General features: G+C 72.2%; 16 protein-coding genes and 1 pseudogene. 8 read left to right on the top strand and 9 right to left on the bottom strand.

All coding sequences use genetic code 11. From position 1 onward, the window contains the following. Positions 1-43: 43 nt before the first annotated feature. From E5083_RS27945 to kdpF, 4 genes are all read right to left on the bottom strand, one after another. Positions 44-712 carry a potassium-transporting ATPase subunit C gene (locus E5083_RS27945; RefSeq protein WP_135788452.1) on the bottom strand — a complete coding sequence of 223 codons (669 nt, stop codon included), beginning with the start codon at positions 710-712 and terminating at the stop codon, positions 44-46. A 2-nt stretch (positions 713-714) separates the two neighbouring features. Next, the gene (gene kdpB, locus E5083_RS27940; RefSeq protein ID WP_135788451.1) at positions 715-2814 is read right to left on the bottom strand and encodes a potassium-transporting ATPase subunit KdpB; all 2100 of its coding nucleotides are present in this window, start codon (positions 2812-2814) and stop codon (positions 715-717) included. A gap of 65 nt (positions 2815-2879) precedes the next feature. Then, on the bottom strand, positions 2880-4541 hold the full coding sequence (gene kdpA / locus E5083_RS27935) for a potassium-transporting ATPase subunit KdpA (protein WP_135788450.1): 1662 nt from the start codon (positions 4539-4541) through the stop codon (positions 2880-2882). 8 nt (positions 4542-4549) lie between these two features. After that, the gene (kdpF, locus tag E5083_RS27930) at positions 4550-4639 is read right to left on the bottom strand and encodes a K(+)-transporting ATPase subunit F (RefSeq protein ID WP_009326374.1); all 90 of its coding nucleotides are present in this window, start codon (positions 4637-4639) and stop codon (positions 4550-4552) included. 414 nt (positions 4640-5053) lie between these two features. On the opposite strand from kdpF, the gene E5083_RS27925 reads away from it, so the two are divergent. From E5083_RS27925 to E5083_RS27885, 8 genes are all read left to right on the top strand, one after another. Next, positions 5054-5950 carry an NUDIX hydrolase gene (locus E5083_RS27925; protein ID WP_244317674.1) on the top strand — a complete coding sequence of 299 codons (897 nt, stop codon included), beginning with the start codon at positions 5054-5056 and terminating at the stop codon, positions 5948-5950. After that, a complete protein-coding gene (locus E5083_RS27920) occupies positions 5947-6510 on the top strand; it encodes an NUDIX hydrolase (RefSeq protein WP_135788448.1) in 564 nt (187 codons plus the stop codon). The genes E5083_RS27925 and E5083_RS27920 overlap by 4 nt, the downstream gene beginning before the upstream one ends. Further along, positions 6500-7534 carry a bifunctional GNAT family N-acetyltransferase/NUDIX hydrolase gene (locus E5083_RS27915; RefSeq protein WP_244317673.1) on the top strand — a complete coding sequence of 345 codons (1035 nt, stop codon included), beginning with the start codon at positions 6500-6502 and terminating at the stop codon, positions 7532-7534. The genes E5083_RS27920 and E5083_RS27915 overlap by 11 nt, the downstream gene beginning before the upstream one ends. After that, positions 7531-8187: a M15 family metallopeptidase gene (locus E5083_RS27910; RefSeq protein ID WP_135788446.1), complete on the top strand. Its 657-nt coding sequence runs from the start codon at positions 7531-7533 to the stop codon at positions 8185-8187. Before E5083_RS27915 ends, E5083_RS27910 begins: the two co-directional genes overlap by 4 nt. Before the next feature lie 36 nt (positions 8188-8223). Continuing rightward, a complete protein-coding gene (locus tag E5083_RS27900; protein WP_244317672.1) occupies positions 8224-9774 on the top strand; it encodes a M1 family metallopeptidase in 1551 nt (516 codons plus the stop codon). 213 nt (positions 9775-9987) lie between these two features. Then, positions 9988-11973, top strand: coding sequence for an N-acetylmuramoyl-L-alanine amidase (locus E5083_RS27895; RefSeq protein WP_135788445.1), 1986 nt, complete (start codon positions 9988-9990; stop codon positions 11971-11973). Positions 11974-12059: 86 nt separating this feature from the next. Continuing rightward, entirely contained in the window at positions 12060-12407 is a 348-nt protein-coding gene (locus E5083_RS27890; protein ID WP_135788444.1) for a VOC family protein, read from the top strand. Between the two features lie 71 nt (positions 12408-12478). Continuing rightward, positions 12479-12841, top strand: coding sequence for a DUF779 domain-containing protein (locus E5083_RS27885; protein WP_161187959.1), 363 nt, complete (start codon positions 12479-12481; stop codon positions 12839-12841). Positions 12842-12913: 72 nt separating this feature from the next. Here E5083_RS27885 and E5083_RS32070 read toward each other — a convergent pair. From E5083_RS32070 to E5083_RS27860, 5 genes and pseudogenes are all read right to left on the bottom strand, one after another. Beyond that, positions 12914-13237, bottom strand: a pseudogene (locus E5083_RS32070) (contact-dependent growth inhibition system immunity protein); the annotation flags it as partial. A 27-nt stretch (positions 13238-13264) separates the two neighbouring features. Further along, positions 13265-13459 (bottom strand): hypothetical protein, encoded by a 195-nt coding sequence (locus E5083_RS27875; RefSeq protein ID WP_135788442.1) that lies wholly within the window; start codon positions 13457-13459, stop codon positions 13265-13267. 101 nt (positions 13460-13560) lie between these two features. After that, positions 13561-14652 carry an acyl-CoA dehydrogenase family protein gene (locus E5083_RS27870; protein ID WP_135788441.1) on the bottom strand — a complete coding sequence of 364 codons (1092 nt, stop codon included), beginning with the start codon at positions 14650-14652 and terminating at the stop codon, positions 13561-13563. After that, positions 14649-15830 carry an acyl-CoA dehydrogenase family protein gene (locus tag E5083_RS27865; RefSeq protein ID WP_135788440.1) on the bottom strand — a complete coding sequence of 394 codons (1182 nt, stop codon included), beginning with the start codon at positions 15828-15830 and terminating at the stop codon, positions 14649-14651. The genes E5083_RS27870 and E5083_RS27865 overlap by 4 nt, the downstream gene beginning before the upstream one ends. Beyond that, positions 15827-16798 (bottom strand): NADPH:quinone oxidoreductase family protein, encoded by a 972-nt coding sequence (locus tag E5083_RS27860; protein ID WP_135788439.1) that lies wholly within the window; start codon positions 16796-16798, stop codon positions 15827-15829. Before E5083_RS27860 ends, E5083_RS27865 begins: the two co-directional genes overlap by 4 nt. Positions 16799-16907 lie beyond the last annotated feature (109 nt).

Below are 16907 nucleotides of genomic sequence, written 5' to 3'. Positions count from 1 at the left end.
AGCCGGGGGCCCAGGTGCGGCTTCCGGACACCGTCGCGGCGGTTCAGGGCCGGGCCGTCAGCTCCTTGAGGGCGATGTTCAGCTCCAGCACGTTGACGCGGGGCTCGCCCAGGAAGCCCAGGGTGCGGCCCTCGGTGTGGTCGCGGACGAGCCGGGCGACCTCGGGCACGGGCAGGTGGTTGCGGGCGGCGACGCGGTGGATCTGGAGCCGGGCGTACTCCGGGGAGATGTCCGGGTCGAGGCCGGAGCCGGAGGAGGTGACGGCGTCGGCGGGCACGTCGGCCGGGCTCACCGGACGGCCGGGTACGGAGTTGTCCCGGACGACGGCGGCCTTGGCGTCCGCCACCCGCTGGACCAGGATCTTGTTGTCGGCGGCGAGATTGGTGGCGCCGGAGAGCAGCAGTGAGTAGCGGGTGTTCTCGGTGTTGGTGCCGAGCCCGGCCGCCGGGCGCCCCTGGAACCACCTGAGGTCCGGCTCCGCCGTCTCCTGTCCCTTCTTCAGCGGCAGTGTGTACGACTGCCCGATGAGGGAGGAGCCGACGACCCGCCCGTCCGACCGGACCTCGGAGCCGTTCGCCCGGCCTGGCAGGAGGAGCTGGGACACGCCGGTCACGGCGAGGGGATAGAGGACGCCGGTGACGAGGGTGAGCACGAGCAGGGCGCGCAGGCCCGCGCCGAGGGACCGGAGCTTGCCGGTGAGGGAGGTGTTCATGGTCAGCCGATCCCGGGGATCAAGGAGAGGAGCAGGTCGATGAGTTTGATGCCGACGAAGGGCGCGACGAGTCCGCCGAGTCCGTAGACGGCGAGGTTGCGCCGCAGCAGACGGTCGGCGCTGACCGGCCGGTACCGCACCCCGCGCAGGGAGAGCGGGACCAGCGCGATGATGATCAGCGCGTTGAAGACGACGGCCGAGAGGATCGCGGAGTCGGGCGAGGCCAGCCGCATGATGTTCAGCCGGTCGAGCCCCGGATACACGGCGGCGAACAGCGCCGGGATGATCGCGAAGTACTTGGCCACGTCGTTGGCGATGGAGAACGTGGTCAGCGCGCCCCTCGTGATGAGGAGCTGCTTGCCGATCCCGACGATCTCGATGAGCTTGGTCGGGTCGGAGTCCAGGTCGACCATGTTGCCGGCCTCCTTGGCGGCCGACGTACCGGTGTTCATGGCCACGCCGACGTCCGCCTGGGCCAGCGCGGGGGCGTCGTTGGTGCCGTCCCCGGTCATGGCGACGAGCTTGCCGCCCGCCTGCTCCCGCTTGATGAGGGCCATCTTGTCCTCGGGAGTGGCCTCCGCGAGGAAGTCGTCGACCCCGGCCTCCTCCGCGATGGCCTTGGCGGTCAGCGGGTTGTCCCCGGTGATCATGACGGTGCGGATGCCCATCCGGCGCAGCTCGGCGAACCGTTCCCGCATGCCGTCCTTGACGACGTCCTTGAGGTGGACGACACCGAGCACGCGGGCGCCTCGGCCGTCCCGCACCGCGACCAGCAGCGGGGTGCCGCCCGCGCGGGAGATCCGGTCGGCGGCGGCTTCCGTGTCCTCGGCGACCGTGCCGCCCTGCTCGCGCACCCAGCGCAGTACGGAGGCCGCGGCCCCCTTGCGGACGCTGCGCCCGTCCACGTCGACGCCGGACATCCGGGTCTGCGCGGTGAACGCGACCCACTCGGCACCGGCCAGCTCGCCCTGGTGGCGCTCGCGCAGGCCGTACGCCTCCTTGGCGAGGACGACGACGGAACGGCCCTCGGGAGTCTCGTCGGCCAGCGAGGAGAGCTGGGCCGCGTCCGCGAGTTCGGCCTCGTCCGCGCCGCCCACCGGCACGAACGCGGCGGCCCGGCGGTTGCCGAGGGTGATGGTGCCGGTCTTGTCCAGCAGCAGGGTCGACACGTCACCGGCCGCCTCGACGGCCCGGCCCGACATGGCCAGCACATTGCGCTGGACCAGGCGGTCCATGCCCGCGATGCCGATGGCGGAGAGCAGGGCGCCGATGGTGGTGGGGATCAGGCACACCAGCAGCGCGACCAGCACGACCATCGTCAGGTGCGTGCCCGCGTGCGCGGCGAACGGCGGCAGCGTGGCGCAGGCCAGCAGGAAGACGAGGGTCAGCGAGGCCAGCAGGATGTTGAGCGCGATCTCGTTGGGCGTGCGCTGCCGGGCCGCGCCCTCCACCAGTCCGATCATCCGGTCGATGAAGGTCTCCCCCGGCCGGGTGGTGATCCGGACGACGATCCGGTCGGAGAGCACCTTGGTACCGCCCGTGACGGCGCTCCGGTCGCCCCCGGACTCCCGGATGACCGGGGCCGACTCGCCCGTGATCGCGGACTCGTCCACCGAGGCGACGCCCTCCACGACATCGCCGTCGCCGGGGATCACCTCGCCCGCCTCGCAGACGACCAGGTCGCCGACGCGCAGCTCGGTGCCGGGGACGTGCTCCTCGGCGGTGCCGGTCAGCCGGCGGGCGACGGTGTCCGCCCTGGCCTTGCGCAGGGTGTCGGCCTGCGCCTTGCCCCGGCCCTCGGCGACCGCCTCCGCGAGGTTGGCGAAGAGCACGGTCAGCCACAGCCAGACGCTGATCGTCCAGCCGAACCAGTCGGTGGGGTCGGTGAGGGAGAACGCCGTGGTCAGCACGGAGCCGATCCACACCACGAACATCACGGGCGACTTGACCATGACCCGCGGATCGAGCTTGCGGAAGGCGTCGGGCAGCGATCTGACCAACTGCCGGGGATCGAACAGGCCCGCGCCGACCCGGCCCCCGCCGGACGGGCCCCCGGCCGCCGCCTCGTCGTGCGGCACGCGGGTGGGAGTGGCTGTGGACATGGCTGCCTCTGGATGGTGGGTACGGGTGGACGGCTCGTCGGTACGGGGAGGTGACGTGCGAGGTGTCATGCCAGCCCCTCCGCGAGCGGTCCCAGCGCCAGCGCCGGGAAGTACGTCAGGCCGGTGATGATGAGGATCGCCCCGACCAGCAGACCCGCGAACAGGGGCTTCTCGGTGCGCAGGGTGCCCGCGCTCTCGGGGACGGGCCGCTGCGCGGCGAGCGAGCCGGCCAGCGCGAGGACGAACACCATGGGCAGGAAGCGGCCCAGCAGCATGGCGAGCCCGGTCGTGGTGTTGAACCAGTCGGTGTTGGCGTTCAGCCCGGCGAAGGCCGAGCCGTTGTTGTTGGCGGCCGATGTGAAGGCGTAGAGCACCTCGGAGAACCCGTGCGCGCCCGGATTGAGCATCGAGTGCGGCGGGGTCGGCAGGGCCAGCGAGGCCGCGGTGAAGACGAGGACCAGCGCCGGGGTGACCAGGATGTAGCAGGCGGCGAGCTTCATCTCGCGCGCGCCGATCTTCTTGCCCAGGTACTCGGGGGTGCGGCCGACCATCAGACCGGCGAGGAACACCGCGATCACGGCCATGATCAGCATGCCGTACAGCCCGGAGCCGGTGCCGCCGGGCGCGATCTCGCCCAGCATCATGCCGAGCATGGTGACGCCGCCGCCGAGCCCGGTGAAGGAGGAGTGGAAGGAGTCCACGGCGCCGGTGGAGGTGAGGGTGGTGGACACCGCGAACAGCGCGGAGCCGCCGACGCCGAAGCGGACCTCCTTGCCCTCCATCGCACCGCCCGCGGCCTGGAGCGCCGGGCCGTGGTGACCGAACTCGGCCGCCATCATCAGGGCGGTGAAGCCCAGCCAGATGGTGGCCATGGTGGCGAGGATCGCGTAGCCCTGCCGGACGCTGCCGACCATCAGGCCGAAGGTGCGGGTCAGCGAGAACGGGATGACCAGGATCAGGAAGATCTCGAACCAGTTGGTGAAGGGGGTCGGGTTCTCGAAGGGGTGGGCGCTGTTGGCGTTGAAGTAGCCGCCGCCGTTGGTGCCCAGCTCCTTGATGGCCTCCTGGGAGGCGACGGCGCCGCCGTTCCACTGCTGGGTGCTCCCCATGAACTGGCCGACCTCATGGATGCCGGAGAAGTTCTGGACGGCGCCGCACGCGACGAGGATCAGCGCGCCGAGCACGGCCGCCGGGACCAGGACGCGCAGCGTGCCGCGCACCAGGTCGGCCCAGAAGTTGCCCAGTTCGCCGGAGCGGGACCGGGCGAAGCCGCGCACCAGGGCGACCGCGACGGCCATGCCCACGGCGGCGGACACGAAGTTCTGCACCGCGAGCCCGGCCGTCTGCACGACATGGCCCATGGTCTGTTCGCCGTAGTACGACTGCCAGTTGGTGTTGGTGACGAAGGAGACGGCCGTGTTGAAGGACTGCGCCGGGTTCACCGAGGAGAACCCGAGCGAGCCGGGCAGCACCCCCTGGAGCCGCTGGAGCAGGTAGAGGAAGAGAACACCGGCGAGGGAGAAGGCGAGCACCCCGCGCAGATACGCCGGCCAGCGCATCTCGGTGTCGGGGTCGGCGCCGATGGCCCGGTAGATCCAGCGCTCGACGCGCAGATGACGGCGCGAGGAGTACACCTTGGCCATATAGCCCCCGGCGGGGGCGTGGACGAGGGCCAGCGCGCCTATGAGGGCGAGGAGCTGGAGCACGCCCGCGAGTACGGAACCCATGTCTGCTCTCAGAACCTCTCCGGGAAGATCAGGGCGAGGACGAGATAGCCCAGCAGGGCGACGGCCACGACCAGGCCGACGACGTTCTCGGCGGTCACAGCTTCGTCACCCCCTTGGCGACGAGTGCCACCAGCGCGAACGCCGCGAGCACGGTGACGACGAAGGCCAGGTCGGCCATCTTGGGACTCCTGAACGGACTCGGGGTCGAAAGGGGAACGCTTCGAGGAAACCCCTGCTCCAAGGGGTCGGGGCCCCGCGTTGACGCCTCCCATACGGGCAGGGGCGCCCCTTTGACGGCTCTCTGACGGGGGCGCGCGACGGAGCGCGGCGAGGGGGGTGCGCTTCCCTCGATCGAACGAGTTTGGGAACGACGACCCTTGGCGCGCCGGGCCGAGCGGGGGATGCGAACACGCGTTCCGGAAATTGCCTCGCCCGAGCCGTAACAAGGCCGGTGCCCGGCGCGTTTTTAGAGCACCAGTTCACTTCCCACCCGGATGGAGGAGGTCGACGACATGAGTACGTTCGCCCCCGGTTCCGCCCACCTCACCTGCCGCGCGCTCGTCATCGACCACGAGGGACGGTTCCTGCGCGTCCGGGCCCCTTCCGAGTTGCCCGGCGCGCGGGCCGAGGCAGTCGACCACACCTTGCTGGAGACCGCACTGCGGGCAGCGACCGAGCGGACCGGTCTCGCCCGGGGCGACCTATGCCTCACCCCGGAGCTACTGACCACCCCGGCCCACGTCGAGACGATCGCACCGGGCCACTACGAATTCACCTTCGCCCTGTACTTGACCCACGACCTGCCCGAACCCTTCGAGGGCACCGACTGGTTACCTGTGGAGCAGCTCAAGGCGGGCTCCCTGCAAGCAAGGTTGAGCGCCCTGAAGCTGAACGGAGAACCGGCTCCCGTGAACGCCTCGGCCCCGGTGATCCCCCGCCCGGCCAAGGCGCCGGACGCTGGCGGTACGGAGTTGAACATCGTCGGGGTTCATCTGTATGCCGAGGACGACGGGGGCCGTGTGCTGCTCGGGCTGCGCCATCCGGACTCGGCCTTCGCGGGGGGCACCTGGCACTTTCTGGCCGGGCACTGCGAGCGGGAGTCGGCTGTGGCGTGCCTGGTGCGGGAGGCGTATGAGGAGGCCGGGCTGGTGATCGATGCCGCCGACCTGGAGCTGGCCCATGTGGTGCACGTGCTGCACGGGCCGAGTGCGCGGCCGCGCATGCAACTGGTCTTCCGTGCCCGCCGCTTGGGCGGGACGCCATGGCTGAGGGAGCCGGACAAGTGCCTCGCCTGGCGCTGGTGGGACCCGGACGTGCTGCCGGAGCCCCTCGTCCCCTACGCCCGCACGGCCATCGACGGCATCCGTGCCGGCCGGACCTACTCGGAGATGGGCTGGTGCCCGGCATGAGCGGGCGTCAGCGGTACACCGTGCCGGTGGACGTGCATCTGATCCTGCGCCGGGACAGCGAGGTGCTGGTGTCGCGCCGGGCCGGGGCGGTGTACGCCGCCGGGCTCTGGCATCTGCCCTCCGGGCACCTGGACGGCCCGCACGAGGACGTGGCCGACGCGCTGATCCGGGAGGCACGGGAGGAGACCGGTGTCGTCGTCGACCGGGCCGACGTGCGCGCCGCCGTCACCGTCCACCACCGCGAGCCCGGCGGTTCGGCCCGCGTCGGCTTCTTCTTCGAGGTGCGGCGGTGGACGGGCGAGCCCCGCGTCATGGAGCCGGACGTCTGCGACGCCATGACCTGGGTCCCGCTGGACGCGCTGCCCGACGGGACGGTGGCGTACTGCCGGGCCGGGCTGGAGGCGTACCGGGCCGGGGAGCACCTGGCCGTGCACTTCCTGCGGCCGGGCGACCCGATCGCCCACGACCCGGCGGCCGACCGGCTCCAGGCCGTCCCCGGCGTCAACCCCCTGCCCGCCCAGCGGAGTTCGGCCCCCTTGGAGACGCATCGTGAGCAGTGAGGCCCTGCACACCCGCCCCCAGCACCCCGGCACCGCGCACGCCGCACGGCTCGCCACGCCCGCCGACGCGGAGGGCATCGTCCGGCTCCGGTCCGCCTACATCCTCGCCGAGCCGCTGCCGGAGGAGTGGATCGTCCGCTCCGGCGCCGAACTCGCCGCCCGGCTGGCCCCGGGCGGGGACGCACGGGCCTGTGTCGTCGACGCCCCGGACGGCACCCTCGCCTCCTGCGCCCTCGCACTGCTCCATCCCGTACTGCCCGAACCGGCGTCCCCCACCGGGCGGGCGGCGCAAGTGCACACGGTCGTCACGCACCCCTCGTGGCGCCGCCGGGGCAACGCCCGGTCGGCCCTGACCGCGCTGCTCGACCGGCTCCGGGCGGAGGGGGTGGCGCCCGTGGAGGCCGACGCGCCCGGCGCCGCGGGGGCGCTCTTCCGTGCCTCGGGATTCTGCGGCAGCCTGGCGCCCATGCGGATGACATGGCCGGAGCCGGCGGTCCGGGGGCGGGTGGACGAGAAGACCGGCCATGTCTGGCTGCCGCCGGAGCAGTACGCGGAGACGGTCATGAAGGCCACCGGCTTCGCCTGCGTCCTCTTCACCGACGTCCACGACAGGCCCGTGCAGCTCCATGGGGTCTACAGCGCGACCCACCCCTGGCAGTTGGCCGGCGGCACGATGGACCCCGGTGAGCGGCCGTGGGAGACGGCCGTGCGGGAGTGCCGGGAGGAGACCGGCATCGAACTCGCCGGGCCGCCCCGGCTGCTGGCGACGGTGTACGGGCTGCCCGGTACCGAGTGGCCGTACAGCACGATGGGGCTCGTCTTCGACGGCGGGCGGCTGGACGAGGCGCGGCTCCGGGACATCGTGCTGGACCCGCGGGAGCACGACGAGGTGCGAGTGCTGCCGCTTCCCGAGTGGCGGCCGCTGATGCCACCGCGGGACTTCGCACGGCTCAGTGCGGTGATGGAGGCCCGCCGCACCGGCGTGGCCGCCTACTTCGACACCTGGGACTGGGGGACGGAATGAGCCTCGTACTGATGTCGGACCGGCGGGTGGCGGCGGTCCCGGTCCGGGAGTGCGGCGAGCCGCTGGTCGACGTCCGGGCGCACGGCGCCCTCCGGGTCGACCCGCGCAAGGAGGACGCCTCGGGGGCCTTCGCCTATCTGCGCCAAGGGGTGCTGCACCGCCTGCTGCACGCCCAGTCGCTCCTGCCGGAGGGCCTGCGGCTGCTGTTCGTCGAGGGGTACCGGCCGCCCGGCCTCCAGCGCCGGTACTTCGAGGAGTACGCCGGCGCGCTCGGCCGGGACAACCCCGGCTGGTCCCAGGAGCGCGTGCGGGACGAGGCCAGCCGGTTCGTCTCCCCGCCGGAGATAGCCCCGCACAGCGCGGGCGCCGCCGTGGACCTCACCCTGATGGACGCCGACGGCAACGAACTGGACCTGGGCACCCGGATGAACGCGGACCCGGTGGAGAGCGAGGGCGCCTGCTACACCTCGGCGACGAACATCGGCGCCGAGGCCACGGCCAACCGGAACACCCTGGCCACCGTGCTGTCCGAGGCAGGGCTGGTCAACTACGCGACGGAGTGGTGGCACTGGAGCTGGGGCGACCGTTACTGGGCGCTCCAGACGAACAACCCGACCGCGCCCTACGGCCCCACCGAACCGGGAGCCATATAAGCCGCATATCGCCTCATCGCTGGCATAGTGCCGCGCATGACCCTCACGCCCCCTCAGAACGGCACACCGCGGGGCGGCGGACGCCGTCGCGCGGTGCTCGCGCTGGCCTGTGTCCTCGGGATCACGGGCGGCGTCGTCCTCACGCTGAACCTGTCCGAGGACGAACCCCGCTCCCCCACCACCCTCCCCGGCCACCCCGCCCCCGGCCCGACGGACGTCCCCTCCCCCGGCGCCCCCGGCATCGGCGACCCCCTCATGCCGCTGGACGGGAACGGCGGCTACACGGTCCGCCGCTACACCCTGGACTTCGACTGGCAGGCGCCGAAAACCCCGTTCGCCGCCGCCACCACGATCAGCGCCACCGCCACCCAGGCCCTCTCCCGCTTCGACCTCGACTTCGCGGGCAACACCCTGCGCGGCGTAACGGTGGACGGCGCACCCGCGAAGACCGCGCGTCAGGGCGACGAACTGATCGTCACCCCGGCGAAGCCGCTGGAGCGCGGCCGCGCCTTCACCGTGAAGGTCACCTACACCGCCGACCCCACGCAACACCGCCACCGCACCGACGCCATCCAGGACTACGGCTGGGTACCCACGGCCGACGGCACCGTGCTGTCCCCGCAGCCGAACGGCGCCCGGATGATCTTCCCGGCGGACGACCACCCGAGCCTGCGGGCGCCGTTCACCTTCCACATCACCACCCCGCCCGGCCTGACGGCGGTGGCCAACGGACGGCTCGTCACCCGCGCGCCCCAGCAGGACGGCCGGGTCCGCTGGACGTACGACTCGGAGCATCCGGTCGCCCCGCAACTGGTCCAGTTGGCCATCGGGAAGTTCGACGTGGTCGACGGCACCGGCCCGCACGGGCTGCCCCTGCGGGACGTGGTGCCCGAGGGACTGGTGGCGGAGACGAAGGCGTACCGGTCGCTGACGCCGGACCACCTCGCCTGGCTGGAGCAGCGGCTCGGCCCGTACCCCTTCCGGCGCTACGGCGTGCTGGTGGGTGACACCGAGCTGCCGGTGGCGCTGGAGACGCAGTCCCTCTCGGTGGTGCCGAGCGCGGACCTGCTGGGGGATCAGGTTTCCGCCGAACGCAATCTCGTGCACGAGCTGACCCACCACTGGACCGGCGACAGCGTGGCCATCCGCCGCTGGTCGGACCTGTGGCTGAGCGAGGGTCACGCCCGGTTCTACGAACTGCTGTACGCCGACACGCGGGGCGGTCCGAGTCTGGAGGACATGATGCGTTCGGCCTACGAGCAGCACGACCAGTGGCGGCACGACGACGGCGCCCCCGCCGAGCCGCACGAGGAGGGTCTGTTCCGGCAGATGCGCTACGACGGCTCGGCGCTGGTGCTGTACGCGCTGCGGGAGAAGGTCGGCGCGGACACCTTCGAGCGCATCGAGAAAGCCTGGGTGACGACGTATCGGGGACGCGTGGCCGGCACCGGGGACTTCGTCAGGCTGGCCTCCAAGGTGGCCGGCCAGGACCTGACGGGCTTTCTGACCCCGTGGCTGTACGGGTCGCACACCCCGCCCATGCCGGGCCGCCCCGACTGGCGCGTCGACCCGGTCGAGGAGGGGTGAGGCGTGCGGGGGTGAAGCGCTGCCCCCACCCGGCGGGGTCCGCTGCCGCCGACCGGGTGGCCTGAGCGCGGGGGCTGGTCCACGCCAGTGACGCTCGGCGCGACGCGGCGCGCGAGGCAAGGAAACGTGAGCGGGGTGACATGCGGGGCGCGCCCTCCTTTCGCGCCCTGGCCGCATGTTCCGGCCGCGCCGAACCTCGTTGGAGCCACCCGTATGAGAAAACGCGTCGCCCCCCGCCTGTCCAGTGCCATGCGCGGGCATCGGCGGATCGTCTGCGTGACCGCCGCGTCGGCGGCGCTCCTGGTGCCCTTGCTGATCGACCGCTCGGACGACTCCGGCGGTCCCACCGACCAACGCCTCCAGGACGACTACACCGCCGCGGCGAAGGAGTTCCACGTCCCCCGCAGTGTCCTGATGGGGGTGTCCTACCTCCAGTCCCGGTGGGACTCCCACCAGGGCGCGCCGAGTGTCATCGGCGGCTACGGGCCGATGCACCTGGTGGACTCGGCCGGGCCGCCGGCCGCCACCCCGCCGCACCATGTGACGCCCCATCCGAAGGTGCAGAAGGCCAGCCCGTCCCCGGCGCAGAAGGCGGCCGAGGAGGCCGCGCGCTCCGCCGACCTGCGGCGGGCGGCCGACCTGGTCGGTCTCCCGGTGGAGCGGCTGCGCACCGACGATGCCGCCAATGTGCGCGGCGGCGCCGCCCTGCTCGCGGCGGCGCAGAAGAAGCTCGGCAAGCCGCTCAGCACCGACCCGGCCGACTGGTGGGACGCGGTCTCGCGCTTCCCGGGCTCCAGTGACGCGGGCTCGGCGGCGGCCTACGCCAACGATGTCTTCGACATCATCCGCAAGGGCGCGAACCGCGTCACGGACGCCGGTCAGCACGTCGTCCTGGCCGCGAGCCCCCAGGTGCGCCCGAAGGCCGGGGCGGCGGGCGCGTCCCGCTCGAAGAACGTGGAGTGCCCGGCGGAGCTGTCGTGCTCCTGGCTGAGCGCGCCGTACGTACGGATCGACGACGAGGCGTACGGCAACCACGACCTGGCCGACCGGCCGAAGGACCAGAAGATCGAGTACATCGTCATCCATGACACCGAGGCGCCGCTGGCCTCGATGCTGCTGACCGTCCAGGACCCGACGGAGGCGTCCTGGCACTACTCGATCCGGTCCAGCGACGGCAGTGTCACCCAGCACGTCAAGACCAAGGACGCGGCCTGGCACTCGGGCAGCCAGTTCGTGAACGGCCGCTCGATCGGCATCGAGCACGAGGGCTTCCTGCGGCAGCCGGACGCCTGGTACACGGAGCAGATGTACCGTTCCTCCGCCCGGCTGGTGAAGTACCTGACGAAGAAGTACGACATCCCGCTGGACCGTCAGCACATCTTCGGCCACGACAACGTCCCCGCGCCGACCGAGGACACCATCCCGGACATGCACGACGACCCGGGCCCGTTCTGGGACTGGCGGCACTACTTCGACCTGCTGGGCGCGCCGCTGAAGGCGACGGCGGGGCCGGACAGCGACACGGTGATGATCCTTCCGGAGTATGCCAAGCACAAGCCGGTGTTCACCGGGTGCGTGGAGAGCGGCGAGAAGTGCGCGCCGCACGGTTCCAGTGCGGTCCGGCTGCACACCGAGCCGAGCGAGGACTCCGGGCTGATCCAGGACCCGGGCCGCAAGCCGGACGGTGACGACACCACGGTGGACGTCAACGACCTGGGGTCGCGGGTGTCGGCGGGCCAGACGTTCGCGGTGGCCGGGCGGGAGGGCGACTGGACGGCGATCTGGTTCCAGGGCCACAAGGCGTGGTTCAAGAACCCGAAGGACCAGCCGACCGCGGTGGGCGCGCGCGCCCGGACCATCACGCCGAAGGAGGGCCGCCACGAGATCCCGGTGTTCGGGCGGGCGCTCCCGGAGGAGTCGGCGTATCCGGAGGGGATGGACGAGCAGCAGGAGGCGCCGCTGCCGTACACGATCCAGGAGGGCCAGCGGTATGTGACCCAGTCCACCGTGCACGGCACCTACGTCGACCGGTCCTCCTTCGGCGACACCCCGGCACCGGTGGTGAAGGGGCAGGAGGAGTACTACGAGATCCAGCTCGACCACCGGCTCGCCTATGTGCGGGCGAGCGACGTGGACGTGAAGGAGCCGCCGGCGGCCGCCGGTGCGCCGAAACCGGCCAAGCCGAAGCCGAAGAGCTGACAGAGCTGACACACTGCGGCCGGGACCGGACCAGCGAGGTCCGGCCCCGGCCGCTTGCGTGCCCCGACCGGCGAAGGAGACATGTGATGTCCGTACGGCGTGTGGTGCCCACCGTCCCCGCCGCTGCGCGGGAGGAGAGCGTGGCGTTCTACGGGGTGCTGGGTCTTGAGCAGGTCATGGACCACGGCTGGGTCACCACCCTGGGCTCCCCCGCGAACCCCACCGCGCAACTGAGCCTGATGGACGAGGACCGCACGGCTCCGGTGGCCCCGGATCTGAGCATCGAGGTGGACGACGTGGACGCGGTGTACGCGGCGCTTCTGGAGCGGGGCGCGGAGATCGTGCATCCCCTGACCGACGAGGAGTGGGGTGTGCGCCGCTTCTTCGTCCGGGACCCCGGCGGCCGGGTGGTGAACGTCCTGAGCCATCGCTGACCGCTGGACTGCCTCCCGGTGAGCGCCCAGACTGGGGGTGTCGGACGCCCCGCTCTTCCTGGACGGTGACCGTGGAAACGCAAGAGAGTCAGCGCGTCGAGTTCACGCCCGAGGCGGCCGCACTGGTGCGGAAGCTGCGCGAGCAGCACGGTCCGCTGATGTTCCACCAGTCCGGCGGCTGCTGCGACGGCAGCGCTCCCATGTGCTACCCCGAGGGCGAATTCCGCACCGGCGCCTCGGACGTCCTGCTGGCCGAACTGGCCCTGGACGGCGTCCCGGAACCGGTCGGCTTCTGGATGTCGAAGTCCCAGCACGACCTGTGGAGCCACACCCGGCTCATCGTCGACGTCGTCCCCGGCCGGGGCGGCGGGTTCTCGCTGGAGGCCCCGGAAGGCGTCCGCTTCCTGATCCGCTCCCGTGTGATCGGCACCTGACCTACCGGGCGAGGAACTCCGCCACGGCGGATCGGGCAGCGCGGAGACGATCGCACGGAGTTCCCGGCCGAGTCCGGGCCGCTCCTCCCAGACCGCCGGGCTTCTGGTCAGCACGGCGAACAGCAGGTCGCCCTCGTACATGTCGCCCTCGGCCATCGGGTTCTCGCGCAGCACCTCCAGCGCGAGCGGCAACAGGTGCGGGAGGCCCTCGTTCTGCCCGATCAGCAGGCGCAGGTCCTCGACGGACAGCGCGCCGACCGGCCGGCCGCGCAGGGCGTGCGCCACCGTCATCAGGCGGGTCGCGCCGGCCGGTGGAGCCGGCCGGCGGTCGTGTTCGAGCTGGTCCAACGAGCGGTCACGGCCTGCGGGTCGGGTCACCGGACGATCGTCCGGCATCCCGGCCGCCGCGACCAGTGGGATTCCTCACGGCCGCAGCCCGCTCACCAGGTCCGCCGTGGCCGTGAGGCCGTTGCTGATGGTGGGGGCCATGCTGGTGCTGGCCAGGGAGAAGCCGAGCATCATGCAGACCAGGGCGTGGGAGATCTTCAGCGCGCCGTTGCGCATGAAGACCACCGCCAGGATCAGGAGCAGCAGCACCACTGAGATGGAAACAGCCATCGGAACCTCCTCCGCCACGCCCGGTGTGCGGCGTTCGGCCGCAAGTGTGGCGTAGCGGAGGCTTGTTCCGGGGCGCTGACGTGTCCCCCGTAAGGGTGGTGTCAGGGTGCCTGGAGGTTCGCCAGGCCGGCGAGGGCCTCGCGGTGGGCGCCCGCGCTGCCGTACGCGAGGGAGTCGGCCTTGGCCCGCTTGAGGGACAGGTGGACGGGGTGTTCCCAGGTCATGCCGAGTCCGCCGTGGAGTTGCAGCGCCTCCTCGGTGGCGTGGACGGCGACGGGAGAGGCGTAGGACTGCGCGACGGCGACCGTGAGGTCCGTGTCGTGGCCCGTGGTGAGCGCGTCGGCGGCGGCGCGGGCGGCCGCGCGGAGATTGACCACCTCCAGCCAGAGCTGGGCGAGCCGGTGCTTGAGCGCCTGGAACCCGCCGACCGGCCGGTTGAACTGCTTGCGCTCCTTCAGATAGCGCACTGTCTCGGTCAACGCCCAGTCGGCGATACCCAGTTGCTCGGAGGCGAGCAGTCCGGCACCGGCCCGCAGCGCACGCCGTACGGCGGGTTCGGCGGGGCCGAGGGAGCGGCCGGGGGCGCCGTCGAGGGTGACGGTGGCGAGCGGGCGGGTGAGGTCGAGCGGGATCTGCGGGGTGAGCGTGACCGCGTCGGCGGCGACCGCGTAGAGATTCCCGTCGTCGGCCGGGACGAGCAGCACGTCGGCCGCGACCGCGTCCGCCACGGCGGTCAACTCGCCGTGCAGTACGCCGTTCTCGACCCGCCCGGTGGCGAAGGCGGCGCCCGGCGCGGTGGTCAGGGACACGGCGAGCGCGCCCACCGTGCGGCCGGAGGCGAACCGCTCCAGCAACTCGGCGTCGTCACAGGCGAGCAGCGCCTCGGTGGCGACCACGGCGCTGGTGAGGTACGGCACCGGCGCCACGGCCCGCCCCAACTCCTCCAGCACGACGGCGACTTCGCGGTGCGAGGCACCCTGGCCGCCCCGCTCCTCGGGGATCAGCAGCCCCGCCAGGCCCATGCCCTCGGCGAGCTGCTTCCACAAGGCGGGGTCGTGCGGGGTGTCCGACTCGGTGCGGGCGATCACCGCGGCGGGCCCGCAGTGGTCGGTGAGCAGGTCGCGGACGGCGGCGCGCAGCGCCTCCTCCTCCTCGGAGTAGAGGAGGTCGGGCTCGGCGTTCGGCGTGCTCATCGGGCCAGGTCCTTCCAGGGGACGTCCTTGTCGGTGCGCGGTTCGGCGGGCAGGCCGAGGACGCGCTCGGCGACGATGTTCAGCAGGACCTCGCTGGTCCCGCCCTCGATGCTGTTGCCCTTGGAGCGCAGATAGCGGTAGCCGGCGTCGCGCCCGGTGAAGTCGACCAGTTCGGGGCGGCGAAGCGTCCAATCGTCGTACAGCAGCCCCTCCTCGCCCCGGAGTTCGACCTCCAGGCCGCTGATCTCCTGGTTGAGGCGGGCGAAGGCGAGCTTCATGCCGGAGCCCTCGTAGCCGGGCTGGCCGGCGTTGAGCTGCTGGCGCAGGCGTTCGGCGGTGAGGCGGGACACCTCGGCCTCGACCCAGAGCTTCAGCAGCCGCTGGTGCAGGTCGTGGGTGCGCAGTTCGGGGCGCTCGCGCCAGGTCTTGGCGACCGGGCCGATCATGCCGCCCTCGCGGGGCAGCCGCATGCCGCCGATGGAGACGCGTTCGTTCATCAAGGTGGTCTGCGCGACCCGCCAGCCGTCGCCGACCTCGCCGAGGCGGTGGTGGTCGGGGATGCGGACGCCGGTGAGGAAGACCTCGTTGAACTCGGCCTCGCCGGTGATCTGGCGCAGCGGTCGGACCTCCACGCCGGGGTCGGTCATGTCGCAGATGAAGTAGGTGATGCCCGCGTGCTTGGGCGCGTCGGGGTCGGTGCGGGCGATGAGAATGGCCCAGCGGGCCAGATGGGCGCTGGAGGTCCACACCTTCTGCCCGTCGACCACCCAGTCCTCGCCGTCCCGGACGGCACGGGTGCCGAGCGCGGCCAGGTCGGACCCGGCGCCGGGCTCGCTGAACAACTGGCACCACACCTCCTCGCCGGTCCAGAGCGGGCGCAGGAAGCGGGCCTTCTGCTCGTCGGTGCCGTAGCGCAGCACGGTCGGGGCGGCCATGCCGAGGCCGATGCCGATGCGGCGCGGGTCGTTGTCGGGGGCGCCGGCGGCGGCCAGCTCCTCGTCCACGACGGCCTGCAGCGAGCGCGGGGCGCCGAGTCCGCCGAGGCCCTCCGGGTAGTGCACCCAGGCGAGCCCGGCGTCGAAGCGGGCCCGGAGGAAGTCGAGGCGGTCGGTGGCGGCGGGCGGGTGCGCGGCCAGCAACTCATGGGTGCGGCGGCGCAGTTCACCGGCGTCGGTCATGCGGTGGCTCCGTTCTGGGGCAGGACGGCGATCCGGCCGGTGGTCAAGCCGTCGGCGACGCGCTGCACGGCGTCGGCCGCTCCGGCGAGCGGTACGCGCTCGCTGACCAGCGGCTTGATCGCGCCGCGCGCGGCCAGCTCGGTCAGCTCCTCGTGGCAGCGCAGCACCAGCTTGGGGTTCTTGGTGTTGTACAGGCCCCAGTGCAGGCCCAGGATCGCGTAGTTCTTCACCAGGGCGTGGTTGAGCGCGGGGCTCGGGATGGAGCCGCCGGCGAAGCCGACGACCACGATCCGGCCCTCGAAGGCGACGAGCTTGGCGGACTGGGCGTACGCCTCTCCGCCGACGGGGTCGTAGATCACGTCGGCGCCCTTGCCGCCGGTGGCCTCCTTGACGGCGGCGACCACGTCCTCGGTACGGCGGTCCACGACCACGTCGCAGCCCAGCTCGCGGGCGACGGCGGCCTTCTCGGCGCCGCCGACGACACCGATGACCCGCGCCCCGGCGGCCTTGCCGAGCTGGACGGCGGCGCTGCCGACCCCGCCCGCGGCGGCGTGCACCAGCAGGGTCTCCCCCGCCTCCAGGTGCGCCCGGCGGTGCAGCCCGAACCAGCCGGTCTGATAGCCGATGTGCAGCGCGGCGGCCTCGGCGTCGTCCAGCGCCTCGGGCGCGGGCAGCAGCGCGCGGGCGTCGGCGAGCGCGTACTCGGCGAAACCGCCGTGCGGCAGCGCCGGGTTGGCGATGACACGGCGGCCGTCCTCGGTCTCGCCGCAGATCTCCACGCCCGGCGTGAAGGGCAGCGGGGGCCGGATCTGGTACTGGCCCCGGCAGAGCAGGGCGTCCGGGAAGTTGACGTTGGCGGCACGCACGCGGAGCAGCACCTGGCCCTCGCCGGGCGTGGGGGTCTCCACCTCCGCCAGGCGCATCACCTCGCGCGGCTCGCCGTTCTCGTGCACTTGCCATGCCTGCATGCCGGGCCTCCACGGGACTGCGTCGTCTGAACCGGGGTCCTGGGCATACTAAGCGGTCGCTTGCCAATCAGGGAACAGCCGCCGGGCAACGGAAACCCGGCAGCGGAAA

The organism is Streptomyces bauhiniae, assembly GCF_004784475.1.
In the GTDB taxonomy this organism is placed as follows: Bacteria; Actinomycetota; Actinomycetes; order Streptomycetales; family Streptomycetaceae; genus Streptomyces; species Streptomyces seoulensis.
The sequence above is the reverse complement of the archived record's forward strand: the minus strand, read 5'-3'. Positions and strand labels throughout refer to the sequence as shown.

Excerpts from the sequence above, each read along its gene's own strand:
- E5083_RS27945 (WP_135788452.1), bottom strand. The coding sequence starts at position 712 with ATGAACACCTCCCTCACCGGCAAGCTCCGGTCCCTCGGCGCGGGCCTG.
- E5083_RS27860 (WP_135788439.1), bottom strand. The coding sequence starts at position 16,798 with ATGCAGGCATGGCAAGTGCACGAGAACGGCGAGCCGCGCGAGGTGATG.
- E5083_RS27890 (WP_135788444.1), top strand. The coding sequence starts at position 12,060 with ATGTCCGTACGGCGTGTGGTGCCCACCGTCCCCGCCGCTGCGCGGGAG.
- E5083_RS27910 (WP_135788446.1), top strand. The coding sequence starts at position 7,531 with ATGAGCCTCGTACTGATGTCGGACCGGCGGGTGGCGGCGGTCCCGGTC.
- kdpB (WP_135788451.1), bottom strand. The coding sequence starts at position 2,814 with ATGTCCACAGCCACTCCCACCCGCGTGCCGCACGACGAGGCGGCGGCC.
- E5083_RS27870 (WP_135788441.1), bottom strand. The coding sequence starts at position 14,652 with ATGAGCACGCCGAACGCCGAGCCCGACCTCCTCTACTCCGAGGAGGAG.
- kdpA (WP_135788450.1), bottom strand. The coding sequence starts at position 4,541 with ATGGGTTCCGTACTCGCGGGCGTGCTCCAGCTCCTCGCCCTCATAGGC.
- E5083_RS27865 (WP_135788440.1), bottom strand. The coding sequence starts at position 15,830 with ATGACCGACGCCGGTGAACTGCGCCGCCGCACCCATGAGTTGCTGGCC.
- E5083_RS27925 (WP_244317674.1), top strand. The coding sequence starts at position 5,054 with ATGAGTACGTTCGCCCCCGGTTCCGCCCACCTCACCTGCCGCGCGCTC.
- E5083_RS27875 (WP_135788442.1), bottom strand. The coding sequence starts at position 13,459 with ATGGCTGTTTCCATCTCAGTGGTGCTGCTGCTCCTGATCCTGGCGGTG.
- E5083_RS27895 (WP_135788445.1), top strand. The coding sequence starts at position 9,988 with ATGAGAAAACGCGTCGCCCCCCGCCTGTCCAGTGCCATGCGCGGGCAT.
- E5083_RS27900 (WP_244317672.1), top strand. The coding sequence starts at position 8,224 with ATGACCCTCACGCCCCCTCAGAACGGCACACCGCGGGGCGGCGGACGC.
- E5083_RS27920 (WP_135788448.1), top strand. The coding sequence starts at position 5,947 with ATGAGCGGGCGTCAGCGGTACACCGTGCCGGTGGACGTGCATCTGATC.